Genomic DNA, 12,642 nt, shown 5'->3' on the forward strand with positions numbered 1-12,642 from the left:
CTCATAGTACATAGTATACTCATCATAAATAGGTTCTCCAGTCCCATATATATTTATCTATTCGATAATGAATATCAAGGTTTGACCGTGAAATACTATCAATATAATATGTCCTGCTCAAAATATCTGTTACTGCTTCTAATTGTAAGTAACGGGTGTCTTGATCAACTATAAAATCATATGTACCTCTTTCAATATGTCCTAGGCTACTTAAAGTGTACTCACCTTCTGTATATATCATAGTGAACTCGGTATCAAAGGGGCCTCCTTCGTAGCTAAATGCTCCATTCTTATCATATACTTCCCATCTGAAATAGTCTCGCTCCCAATGGCCGACAAGCATTTCTTTATCTGTTAGTGGTGGCAATGAGTCTTTTTTATCGCAGGCCACTAGCAGAATACTAACTATAAAAAGACAAAGTAGGATTAATTGCTTCATAGCACTTTTAACAAATTATAAGAATAGTTCTTAATATAGTTAATTCTACCTATTGTTCGTAAATAACAAAAAAGCCTGTCTACTTTTGTAAACAGGCTTTTTTCGGTGGTCGCGAAGGGAGTCGAACCCCTAACCTTCTGATTCGTAGTCAGATGCTCTATCCAGTTGAGCTACGTGACCATTTTCCGTTATGGTGATGCAAAGTAACGCCAATTTTTCTTACAACGCAACCCCTATTCGCACATTTTTTTAATTTTTAACGCTTGCGTTCTTCAAAGCTTTCTTCAGAGCGCGGTCAAAAACAAAGTATAAACCACCTATCGAAATGATTATCAGGCCTATCATGAGCAACTGACCGGTACGGCCACTGTCGGGGTTTTGTAATAAAGAAATGATATCGCGGGCTTGGGTGCCTATCCAATAAAAGAAAAGCGTGCGAGGAAGCATCCCAACTATACTTGCCACAAAAAAACGGGTGCGGCTCACCTGCAACAACGACAGTACAAAATTCATCAGAGCAAAAGGCAGCACCGGCGAAATACGTGTCAGGAAGATGAGGCTCCAGCTTTGGTTGCGCAGCTCCTGCATCAGGTTACGGGCTTTCTCAAAACGGTTCAGAAAGCTCATCATCTTACCATGGTCTATGAGCCGGGCCAAACTATAACCTACCAACGCCGCGATGCCATACGCCACTACCACCCCCGGAAATCCCTGCCAGCCAAGGTAAAACCCGCTTACCAGTGCCACAAAAGTAGTAGGAGTAAGGGCCAGAGCCATCGTTACCGAAATCACTACAAAGTATAAAAGCAGCTGCCAGAGCGTAAGGTCCCGGAAAATGTCCTGGTACTGGTACAGGTAAACCGCCACCGTAGAGCTTACCGTAACAGGCACCACCACCAACAACAGCATCGATACGAACGTAGATGCATTTTCGCGGACAAGGTTTTTCAGCAGTGGTATCAGCTTCATCAGCTTACGGGGTTTGGTAATATTAGCATTAGACGAATGACAAAGGAGAAAAGATTTTAGCTAACAACAAAGTATAACCCCACCTAAACAACTATAGCCCGGCACTGCTTTTATCAATCCTGCTTATTTTACTAACTTGCACCGTATCGTTTATACTTTAAACTATAACACATGAAATTCGGAACAAAAGCTATACATGCTGGTGTAGAACCAGACCCAACCACAGGCGCCATCATGACGCCCATTTACCAGACATCAACCTACGTGCAGCGCTCGCCCGGCGACCACAAAGGCTACGAGTACTCACGTACGCATAACCCAACCCGCACGCAACTACAGAACGCATTAGCAGCCTTAGAGAACGGTAAACATGGTTTGTGCTTTGCTTCAGGTATGGCTGCTATTGATGCGGTTATAAAACTATTATCTCCCGGCGATGAGGTGATCTCGACGAATGATTTGTACGGTGGCAGCTACCGCATTTTTACGAAGATCTTCCAGAACTATGGCATCAAGTTCCACTTTACCAACATGGCGGACCTGAGCAAGGTAGAGGCGCTGGTAAATGAGAACACAAAAATGATCTGGGTTGAGACACCAACTAACCCGCTGCTGAACATTATTGATATTAAAGGCTGTGCTGAAATTGCAAAGAAGCATAACCTGCTACTGGTTGCTGATAACACTTTTGCCACGCCATACCTGCAAACCCCACTGGATTTAGGCGCTGACATTGTGATGCACTCGCTTACCAAGTATATGGGCGGCCACTCGGATGTAGTAATGGGCGCGCTTATAGTTAAAAATGATGAGCTGCATGAACGTCTGGCGTTTATACAGAATGCCTGTGGCGGCACACCGGGCCCGCAGGACTGCTTCCTGCTGCTACGCGGCTTAAAAACGCTGCACCTGCGCATGGAGCGCCATTGCCAGAACGGCCGTAAAATTGCCGAATACCTGAAGAATCACCCGAAAGTAGAGAAAGTTTTCTGGCCTGGCTTTGAAGACCATAACAACCACAACGTAGCTAAAGAGCAGATGAATGACTTTGGTGGTATGATCTCGTTTGTGCTGAAAGGCGATAAGGTAGAAGATGCTACCCGCGTACTGGAGCGTTTTAAATTCTTTGCTTTGGCAGAATCGCTGGGCGGTGTGGAATCGCTTTGCGGCCACCCGGCTACGATGACCCACGCCAGTATACCAAGAGAAGAGCGCATGAAAGCCGGCCTTAGCGACTCACTGATCAGACTAAGCGTTGGCGTAGAAGATGCTGAAGACCTGATTGCGGACCTGGAGCAGGCGATAGGATAAGTTTAGGCGTTAGATATTAGATTTTAGACGCTAGACTTATTTATAGTTACAAGAGCCGTCAGCTTTATAGTTGACGGCTTTTTTATTTGTCTGAATCAGGATTTTCAGGTTTAGTGGATGAACAGGATTTTAGACCTGGCAGTGTGCGCAGCTCCTGCTAGTGTCTGACTTATTGTTTTATAGTTACCGCTTCCAACCACCCCCAACCCCTCCTTGTCTAAGGCGGGGAGTTTTTGGAGCTTTACTACAATTGCGGTTGTAGTTTTTATAGCTGTTGTTCAGCGTTCCAGTCGGACGCTAGCAGGAGCTGCGCACACTGCCAGGTCTAACTGGAACTATAACTCTAAATTCCTTATCTTTCATTAACTCTTAAACTCACAAACTCCTAAACTCATAAACTATGGAAGTCCTTTTCAGGGAGCGGCAACGGTTCAGGCAGGTATGGCTGTGGGTAGTTATACTTGGAGTAGCTGGTATGTTCTGGGCAGGATTTATATACCAGGTTATACTTGGAGGAGAGTTTGGAAACAGGCCAGCATCAGATATACAACTGGCTATATTGGCAGGCTTAATAGGAGTGGGGTTGCCGTTCTTCTTTTACAGAATGTCGCTGACGACGGAGGTGGTACCGGGAGAACTGCGGATACATTTCTGGCCATTCCATTTAAAACCGGTAACTATAAAACTGCACGAGCTCCGGGATTATAAAAAAGTTACTTATAACCCGATCATGGAGTATGGTGGCTGGGGAATCCGGTGGACATTTAACGGAAAGGCCTACAATGTGTATGGCAACAAAGGGGTGAAGCTATACTTCTACAACAAAAAGCCATTGCTTATTGGCTCACAGCAGGCCGATGAATTATTTGATGCCATAACTATAGCTAAACATCAGAAAGCTTGATTGTTGATGCACGGATGTTAATTGTCTGAACTATAAGTATAGATAGCTATGTAATCCTAAAAATTCCTTTAATCACTGGCCCATAAAAAAGGCTGCCAACTATAAAGCTGGCAGCTTCTTTATTATCTGTAGACTAATATCTGACTACTAATATCTAATGTCTACTTTTTAGCCTGTGCATCAATACCCAGCACCTTATAAACTTCAGTCAGGTCAGGAGTTAAGATGATCTCAGTACGACGGTTCTTTGCTTTAGCAGTAGCAGTACGTCCTGTATCAGCTGGCTGGTAGTAAGCACGGCCGGCAGGAGTTACTCTGTCAGGAGACAAGCCTTTCTGCGTTAACAGACGCGTAATCTCAGTTGCACGCAGCACGCTTAGATCCCAGTTGTCAGCTATTTTTTTAGTGCCTGGCAGAACTTCAACATCATCTGTGTGGCCTTCTACCATTACACCAACTTCATTATTCTTCTTCAGAACAGATACCAGTTGGTCAAGTGCTTTCTGGCCACCAGCGTTTACTTTAGTACTACCGGTTGCAAAAAGCAGTTTATCAGACATAGAAACGTATACTTTACCGTCTCTTACATCAACGCTCAGGTCGCCCTGGTTAAAGCCCTGAAGCGCAGTGTTTACTTCATTTTTCAGGTTATCTAATGTCTTCTGCTGCTCGTTCATAGAACGCTCCATATCAGCAAGCTTTTGCTCACGCTCTTTCAGGCTGGCAGTAAGTTCATCTACTTTTTGTTTAGAGGCAGCCTGTTCAGCTTGTAATGCTTCATTGCTTGCTTTCAGGTCTTCGTACTTCTTGGAAGATACACAAGATGCCAGCATAGTAGTGCAAACCAATACTGAGAAGGATGCTTTTACAAAGTTAAATTTCATGGGTTTTACTTTAATTATGGTTTATAGATCGTAAAAAAATAAAACTGTATACCTGCAAAGATGTAAAAAACAGGTTCTAAACCAAAGGTAAATTAACTAAACACCTGATTTTAAATATAAATCTGGTGTAATATTGTGACAATTGGATATTAAATGTAATTGTTTGGTAGTTAAGTATAAGCCAAACTATCATGAATAAAAGCAGCGGGGCTATACTTGTGTAAGTATAGCCCCGCTGCTTTTAAAGTATAAGTTAAAGCTAAGCTTCAGGAGTCTGTATCCAGTCAAGGGCCTGCTGGCGTTGCTCTAGCGTAAAGTGCTTTACTTTGGCAGTAGTAAACGGCGATGCTGCAATAGTTAGCCAATCCAGCCACTTTTGTTCGCCTACCAAGGCGGCTTTATGAAAGTCTGCCGCATGTCTGAAATCGAATTTCAAATCCTCCCACAGCGCCTGTAAAGTAAAATCTTCCACTTCCTGCATTTCGGCGTACACATTTATTTTGCCGTACTGTTTTATCTTTTCTTCAAGAATTGGCAGCATTACATCGTAATCGTTTTTATCTACATGGCCAGATATCCGGAAAGCCACCAGATCACCTTTAGATTCTTCTAAGAGTTGTAGCATGGAAGTTGACATTATATAAAGCAGTTTACGCAACCAACAGGTACACGTTAGTAAATATTAATCTAATCTTATATGAGATTAACGCGATGTTTTTACTTTAATTGTTCGAGCGCCTGATACAGTACCTCAGCGGTTGGTTCTTCGCGGCCGTCCGGGTAGCGGATTTTATAAGCCTCACCACTTGATGATGACTTGCTGGCCAGATGTGTAATAAAGTCTTCGGCTGATTTAATTTTGCTGGCATGCTTCTCCCATTTTGCTTTCAGGTGGTCGGCTGCTTCCTGGCAGGAGTGTTCACTCCCGTTCCTGATAAATGTGGCTCCCTTCATGGTACGGATACACTGGATCAGGTAAGTTATCTTTTCGGATTCGGAATAGGTTTTGGTAGTAGCAGCAACAGTATTTTTAGATAGGCTGTCCTGTTGTGCCAAGACGGGTTGTACTGCTACAAGGCAAAGTATAAATAATGCAATTAGTGTTAATGTTTTCATCATATTTTGTAGTTTGTTTTACAGCTTTGGTCTGTGATGCTTAAGATTTTATTAGCAATTTTAAAGCACTATAGTATAGGTGTAAGCGTTATGTTGGCTATACTTTATGCTATGTGCTTACAGGGGTGTATACGCAAACCCTGCCACAGATAAGTACTGATACATGAGAAATTTTATACTTGCCTTTTTTTTATTGTTGCTGAGTGTACCGGTGTTTGCACAGAAGAACATCGAAACCAGGCTGGGCTATAGTTACACCGATAAATTTGAGTTCTCGGATGAGTGGCAATATCTCTCTACTGACATTTATTTGTTTAACGGCAGCAAGTTTACGCGTGTGCTAAATGAGCTGGAAAGTGGCGTAAAAAAACCGAAGAAGCGTTACCGCAATAAACTGGAGTACCTTTTTATAACGGCGCAGCTGAAGAACATGAAGCTCTTCGGTAACGACGAGATCGTATACCCGCTTTATAATTTTTATGTAGACCAGGAAAAAGACAACTATAAAACGCAGGTAAGCGACAACCTAGAAGTAGTGCGCATCATCGATAAAATGCCGTTGTCTTCTACCCAGCATAACATTGACGCCACCATAAATGCCAAAGCCATAACCAACGATGAGGGCGACCAGGTATTTAATTTAGTGGCTAATCAACTGGTTAACTTATCTAAGATTACAACGCCAACGGGGGCAGTGCTTTCACTGGTAGGGGAGTTTGGTAATTTGCTCAGCACACGCACGCGTAAACGTGAATACCGCTTCAGTTCAACTATAAGATTGTACGAAGGCCAGGATTTTGACACGCGCCTGCACTCCGTTAAAGTATATGTGTTTGTGCCCGGCGAAATTAAAACGGTAACTATAAAGTCTGCCCGGTTAGCAGATTACCTGGCAAAAAACCCGAACAAGCTGGAGCGTCGTATGCTGGAGGAGATGACCAACTATAAGGACTATCCTTATATGGTAGTGGCCAACTATAAGTCGTTGTACAAAATGGATGTGCTGACCGGCGACGAAGTAACTCTGGACCTGATAGAGAAGCGCAAGCAAAAAATACAGACAGCCTACGAGCAGCAACTTGTAAACGACGAGACCTACCGCCAGGAAAAACTGTTTGTAGAATTTTTAAGAGTGTTTGCCGAAATGAAGCAGCACCTGAACATTTACAGGTTAAACTATCGCAACAACAGCCCCGAAATTAATGCCAAAAACCTGTTTGCCATTATACAGGAGTATAAGCGCCTGAAAACTACACTGGATTCCCGTGAGCAGGAATTTAAAACAAACAGTACTTATAAGAACATCTTTAAGCAGGAATACCTGTCTATACTTACCAACGCAGATCTTTATTTAGAAGCAGACCATAACCTGAAGAGCGGAAAACTGCTGGTAAACACATTGCGCGATCTTGAGAATGATCCTACAAACTATAATACTCCTGAAAAACGCGAAACTGCTTTAGCTAAACTTTATGCCGTAGAACTGCCGCGCCCGGACCTGCTATCAGCGTCAGTAGAAGGGGAAGCTATAGTTCGGCTGAAGGCAAAACTGGAAGAGCAGCAGTATACTGCAGTATTTGAAAAAGAAATTAAGAAGCTGAACGACACACCGGCTTCAGATGAAACACTGGCAGTACGCAATGGCCTGCAGGATAAAGCAAATGCCAGCAACTGCCTCAGCTGCCGCGATAAAGTACGTGATGCCGTAACAGCCTACAATAAACGCTACGAAAGCTATAAGTTACGCGAAGCCGTGCATGCCATGACAATGTTGCGCAACGATGCCGAACAACAAGTATTTACCTATTTGCGCTGGCAACTGTGCTTCGAGAATAACCTGCAAGCCACGGCGGTTGCTACTTCTGAAAATGGTATGGATAGTTATTATGCCCGTATAGCTGAGAAAAGCGATGCCTTTGCTGCTTCAATAAAAGCACTGGATGCTCATACCAAACAGGAACCCGAAATGGTGCAGCTGCAAAAAGTACAGGATTATACCAAACAGCTACAGCGCCTTATGGAGGAAGCGAAGCTGAATTATACCACCCTCTGCAGCATTGATGCGAAACTTTGCGAATGCCAGTAAGAGCATAACTTTATACTTGTGCGTTGCGTTTGGCAGTAGCACATGGAAGAGTATATTAATCATATTTTAGGTATAGAGGCAGAGCCACTAATGCAAACACTCACTTGGTGGCAGATGTCGGTGAGAGCGATTGTGGTCTTTTTTGCATCGCTGCTGATCATCCGGCTTGGAAATCAGCGGGTATTCGGCAACCACTCAATTTTTGATATCGCACTGGGTATTATCTATGGCTCTGTTATGAGCCGGGCCATAACTGGTAATGCGCCCTTCTGGCCTACACTGATAGCCGCCCTGGTTCTGGTATTGCTGCACCGCGGACTGGCAACCTTAGCTTATCATTCATCAGGCACAATAAGTAACCTCATAAAAGGCCAGCCAATTATGCTGATTAAGGATGGAGAGATGCAGAAGAAAGCGCTTCAGAAATACAGCATTACCGAAAACGACCTGTTGGAAGCGATGCGGATAAAAGGTGGAGTTACAGATGTGAAATCTGTCGAGACGGCATGTTTAGAACGTAGTGGAGCGATCAGTATTGTTCCTAAAAATACGCAGAACACATAAAAAAAGCCCCTCCTGAATCTTCAGGAGGGGCTTTTTTTATACTTTATACATTTAGTTTACGCCATTTGCGCATCCAGCTTCTGAGCCAGTACGTTTTTCGGAACAGCGCCAACCTGCTTGTCTACAACTTCACCGTTCTTGAAAACCAGAAGCGTAGGAATACTGCGGATACCGAATTTAGCAGAAGTCTGTGGGTTTGCATCTACGTCTACTTTACCGATAACAGCTTTACCTTCGTAATCGCCGGCCAGTTCTTCTACGATCGGGCCTACCATGCGGCACGGTCCGCACCACTCTGCCCAAAAGTCTACCAGCACCGGCTTATCTGAATTGATTATCTCATTAAAGTTCGCGTCTGTGATTTCTATTGCTTTGTTAGCCATAACTTTAGCGTTTTTGTTGGTTAAATTCTGTGTTATAAATATAGTAACAATTATAGCTTCGGCAAATATCAACCCAAACTATACCTGCCTGACAAGGTGTCGCGTTTTCTACTTTTCAGCTTATACCTACGGCTATAGAGCCTAAAAGTATAAATTGTAAGCCATAACAGGCGAGTAGTGAAATTGTTTTGACCTTGAAACAAAAAGAAGCACGCCACCGCAGTAGCATACTTCTTTTATACTTTTAGAGGAGAAGATTTTCTTCAAATCTCCTCATCTTCAAATTTTCAAATATACTAGATCAGCTTACATTCACCCAATCCCAGATCCTTAATTGATGTCAGGAACAGCTTCGGATCGATTCTATACTTGCGGGAATAAGTTGGCAGGGCCAGTTTTTCATCCGGCACATGCAAAGTAATCTCCAGTCGTTTTTGGCCGGCGCTGGCAACTATAGCTTCTTCCAGGGCTTCAGCAACATTAGGTGTAAAGTGTTGCAAATTAATGTTTACCTGAACACCCTGTGCCATTTTATCCATCACATCGCCCAGCAGCTGAATGTTAATCGGTTTCAATTCCCACTGATCTTCAGTTTTGTAACGCAGCTGCACTTTACCTCGGATGAACAAGTATAAACCGGTCTTCAGGTAAGGCGAGAACTTCACGTAATCTTCCCCGAACAGCGCCATCTGCATCGTAGAATCATAATCTTCGATAGAGAACAGCGCAAACGGGTTGCCGTTCTTGGCTGTACGAATTACCACTTCAGATACCATGCCGGCCACGTTAATATCCTTGTTCTTGTGGTTGGCAATGTCAGCTAAAGCCGAAGTACAGTAAGAATCTATTTCCAGTTTAAACTGGTCTAATGGGTGACCTGAGATGTAGAAACCTACTACTTCTTTCTCGCGGCGCAGCATTTCGGCCTGTGTCCATTGCTGTACTTCCGGAATCTTCGGCATAGGAGCGGCTACGGCCGCACTACCACCAAACAGCGATTGCTGTGCAGCCTGTAACTCTGCCTGGTAGTTGTTACCGTAACGAACAGCCTTTTCCAGCAAGCTAATGTTTTCACCTTCCGGTATATCCATTAACTGGGCGCGGTGGTATAAACCAAACGAATCGAAAGCTCCGGCCAAAGCCATACTTTCAAACGTCTTTTTATTCACCGCGCGCAGGTTCACGCGCTTCGAGAAATCGAAGATATCCTGGTACATGCCGTTTTTCTCACGCTCTGAGATGATGGCATCAACCGCGGCTTCACCGGTTCCTTTTATGGCAGCCAGACCAAAACGAATGTGGCCCTGCTCGTTCACGTTAAACTTCAAAAGCGATTCGTTCACGTCCGGACCTAATACCGGTACACCCTGTTTGCGGGCTTCCTCGATAAAGAACGTCACCTTTTTGATGTCGTTCATGTTGTTGGTAAGCACTGCCGCCATGTACTCGGCAGGGTAGTGGGCTTTGAGGTAACCTGTCTGGTAAGCAACCACAGAGTAAGCAGCGGAGTGAGAGCGGTTAAAGCCGTATTGGGCGAACTTCTCCATTACGTCGAAAACCTCCGAAGCCTTCTTTGCCGGGATTTTATGCATTTCTGCAGCTCCGGCAATGAACTTCTCGCGCTCCTCGGCCATCTTTTTCATGTCTTTTTTACCCATGGCGCGGCGCAGCAAGTCGGCACCACCCAGTGAGTAGCCGGCCAGGATCTGGGCCGTCTGCATGATCTGCTCCTGGTACACCATGATCCCGTAGGAGTAATTCAGGATCGGCTCCAGTAGCTCGTGCGGGTATTCTACTTCCTCTTTGCCATGCTTACGGTTAATGAAGTTCGGGATGAACTGCATCGGACCCGGACGGTAAAGGGCGTTCATGGCGATCAAATCTTCAATGTTGGTAGGCTGCAGGTCTTTTAAGTACATGCGCATACCTTCCGACTCGAACTGGAACGTACCAATGGTATCACCGCGCTGGTACAGCTGGTAGGTCTTTTCGTCGTCTATCGGAATAGTGTCTATGTTAATTTCTACACCGTGGTTTTTCTTGATGAGTTCGAGGGCATCTTTAATGATGGTTAAGGTCTTCAGACCAAGGAAGTCCATCTTCAGCATGCCCGCACTCTCAATCACCTTGCCATCAAACTGCGTTACCAGCAGGTCAGAGTCTTTGGAAGTCGAGACGGGGATATAATTGGTGATATCGTCCGGAGCAATGATCACACCGGCCGCGTGGATACCTGTGTTACGAACCGAACCCTCCAGCTTTTCAGCCAGTTTAAGTACGGCAGCACGGGCATCATTTCCTTCTCTTATGGCAGCCAGCTCCAGGTTTTCCATAAAGGCTTTCGCCAATGTCGTGCCTGGAGTTTCAGGTACCATTTTCGCCAGTTCGTTGGCTTCGGCCAGCGGCAGAGAGGTAGAACGGGCCACATCTTTAATAGACGATTTAGCAGCCATGGTACCGAAGGTAATGATCTGCGCTACCTGTGTTTTACCATACTTGTCCACCACGTAGTCGATCACGCGCTGACGGTTGACGTCGTCGAAGTCAATATCAATATCGGGCATGGACACACGCTCCGGATTCAGGAATCGCTCGAACAGCAGGTTATACTTTATCGGGTCGATGTTGGTGATGCCGACGCAATAAGCCACCGCCGAGCCAGCCGCTGATCCACGACCAGGCCCCACGAACACGCCCATATCACGGCCTTTGTTAATGAAGTCCTGCACGATAAGGAAGTAACCGGCAAATCCCATCGTCTTGATCACGTGCAGCTCAAAATCCAAGCGTTCGGTTACTTCTGCTGTTATCTCAGAATAGCGTTTAGCAGCTCCCTCGTAAGTCAGGTGGCGCAGAAAATCATCGGCGTCGGCGTGCTGCGGCGGAATCGGGAAGTTTGGCAGCAGGATATCGCGCTTCAGCACCGGAGGCGTTATCTTGTCTACAATCTCGTTGGTATTATCTACCGCCTGCGGCACATCCTTGAACAGCTCGTTCATCTCAGCCTGCGTCTTGAAGTAGAACTGGTCGTTCGGGAAACCGAAACGGGTTTTCGGGCCAGCCTCGTCAATGCGCTGCAGCATCTGGCGGATGTTGGCACTGCTGCTATACTTATTGCGTACGTTATCTACCGTATCATAGATCACCTTTTGGTCATCCGTCAGGAAACGGTAGTAGCGTGTCTGGAAGTCACCAACCGGGGTGCTTTGGTCCTCACCGGTATTCACGCAAAGCAGGATGTCGTGTGCATTCCAGTCGTCCTGGTCTACGTAATGAGAATCGTTGGTGCAGATTACCTTTACGTTATACTTCTTCGCCCATTTCAGCAATACCTGGTTAATGTCTTCCTGGCTTTTGCCGGTACCGTCTATGTTCTGCAAGCCGTGGCGCTGTATTTCGATGTAGTAGTCTTCACCGAAAACGTCGAGCCACCACTTAAATATTTCTTCTGCTTCTTCCTCGCTTTTCCAAAGTATAGCCTGCGGTACCTCGGCACCAATGCAGCAGCTGGTCGCAATAAGGCCTTTGCTATACTTTAAGAGCAACTCTTTATCAATGCGCGGCCACTTACTGTATACACCCTCAATGTAAGACAGCGAGCAAAGCTTGGCCAGGTTCTGGTAACCTTCCTGGTCTTTAGCCAGCAGCAACTGGTGGTGGCGCACATCTTTCTGCTCTTTGGTAAAAGTTTTCAGGTGGCGGTCTTTTACCAGGTAAAACTCGCAACCCACAATAGGCTTCACGTTATACTTGTTGGCCTCGTTCACGAAGTTGAAAGCAGCAAACATGTTTCCGTGGTCGGTCATGGCTACGGCGGGCATGCCATCGGCCTGCGCTTTTTTCATGAGCGCGCTGATGCTTGCCTGGCCGTCGAGCAGCGAGTACTGTGTATGGGTGTGTAAATGCGAAAAAACAGGCATTTATGAGGAATTACGAATTATGAATTAAGAATTATGAATTAAGAATTATGAATGACTCCTTGAAGA

General features: G+C 45.2%; 11 protein-coding genes and 1 tRNA gene. 4 read left to right on the plus strand and 8 right to left on the minus strand.

All coding sequences use genetic code 11. The features are described from left to right. Positions 1-22: 22 nt before the first annotated feature. The 3 genes from MJ612_RS13820 to MJ612_RS13830 all read right to left on the minus strand — a co-directional run bounded on the left by MJ612_RS13820 (position 23) and on the right by MJ612_RS13830 (position 1,408). Positions 23-439: a hypothetical protein gene (locus MJ612_RS13820; protein WP_187031231.1), complete on the minus strand. Its 417-nt coding sequence runs from the start codon at positions 437-439 to the stop codon at positions 23-25. A gap of 106 nt (positions 440-545) precedes the next feature. After that, positions 546-619, minus strand: a tRNA-Arg gene (locus MJ612_RS13825). Between the two features lie 69 nt (positions 620-688). Then, positions 689-1,408, minus strand: coding sequence for a TVP38/TMEM64 family protein (locus MJ612_RS13830; protein ID WP_187031229.1), 720 nt, complete (start codon positions 1,406-1,408; stop codon positions 689-691). A gap of 171 nt (positions 1,409-1,579) precedes the next feature. Here MJ612_RS13830 and MJ612_RS13835 point away from each other — a divergent pair, with 171 nt between their 5' ends. Together MJ612_RS13835 and MJ612_RS13840 are read left to right on the plus strand one after the other, a co-directional pair. After that, positions 1,580-2,719, plus strand: a complete 1,140-nt coding sequence (locus tag MJ612_RS13835; RefSeq protein ID WP_187031227.1) for a cystathionine gamma-synthase — start codon at positions 1,580-1,582, stop codon at positions 2,717-2,719. Positions 2,720-3,119: 400 nt separating this feature from the next. Then, entirely contained in the window at positions 3,120-3,623 is a 504-nt protein-coding gene (locus MJ612_RS13840; RefSeq protein WP_187031225.1) for a hypothetical protein, read from the plus strand. Between the two features lie 161 nt (positions 3,624-3,784). Here the strand turns inward: MJ612_RS13840 and MJ612_RS13845 are convergent, their stop codons facing one another. The 3 genes from MJ612_RS13845 to MJ612_RS13855 all read right to left on the minus strand — a co-directional run bounded on the left by MJ612_RS13845 (position 3,785) and on the right by MJ612_RS13855 (position 5,626). Next, the gene (locus MJ612_RS13845) at positions 3,785-4,507 is read right to left on the minus strand and encodes an OmpA/MotB family protein (RefSeq protein WP_187031223.1); all 723 of its coding nucleotides are present in this window, start codon (positions 4,505-4,507) and stop codon (positions 3,785-3,787) included. A 259-nt stretch (positions 4,508-4,766) separates the two neighbouring features. Beyond that, positions 4,767-5,132: a SpoIIAA family protein gene (locus MJ612_RS13850; RefSeq protein ID WP_187031221.1), complete on the minus strand. Its 366-nt coding sequence runs from the start codon at positions 5,130-5,132 to the stop codon at positions 4,767-4,769. A gap of 92 nt (positions 5,133-5,224) precedes the next feature. Next, positions 5,225-5,626 (minus strand): DUF5329 family protein, encoded by a 402-nt coding sequence (locus MJ612_RS13855; protein ID WP_222619648.1) that lies wholly within the window; start codon positions 5,624-5,626, stop codon positions 5,225-5,227. Positions 5,627-5,786: 160 nt separating this feature from the next. Here MJ612_RS13855 and MJ612_RS13860 point away from each other — a divergent pair, with 160 nt between their 5' ends. Together MJ612_RS13860 and MJ612_RS13865 are read left to right on the plus strand one after the other, a co-directional pair. Continuing rightward, complete coding sequence (locus MJ612_RS13860) at positions 5,787-7,709, plus strand: hypothetical protein (protein WP_187031219.1); 1,923 nt, start codon at positions 5,787-5,789, stop codon at positions 7,707-7,709. 42 nt (positions 7,710-7,751) lie between these two features. Continuing rightward, on the plus strand, positions 7,752-8,273 hold the full coding sequence (locus MJ612_RS13865) for a DUF421 domain-containing protein (RefSeq protein WP_250419192.1): 522 nt from the start codon (positions 7,752-7,754) through the stop codon (positions 8,271-8,273). Between the two features lie 56 nt (positions 8,274-8,329). Here MJ612_RS13865 and trxA read toward each other — a convergent pair whose 3' ends face one another. Together trxA and dnaE are read right to left on the minus strand one after the other, a co-directional pair. Beyond that, complete coding sequence (gene trxA, locus MJ612_RS13870; protein WP_350410446.1) at positions 8,330-8,692, minus strand: thioredoxin; 363 nt, start codon at positions 8,690-8,692, stop codon at positions 8,330-8,332. 260 nt (positions 8,693-8,952) lie between these two features. Further along, positions 8,953-12,576, minus strand: coding sequence for a DNA polymerase III subunit alpha (gene dnaE / locus MJ612_RS13875; RefSeq protein WP_187031217.1), 3,624 nt, complete (start codon positions 12,574-12,576; stop codon positions 8,953-8,955). Positions 12,577-12,642: the final 66 nt, after the last annotated feature.

The organism is Pontibacter deserti (assembly GCF_023630255.1).
In the GTDB taxonomy this organism is placed as follows: Bacteria; Bacteroidota; Bacteroidia; order Cytophagales; family Hymenobacteraceae; genus Pontibacter; species Pontibacter deserti.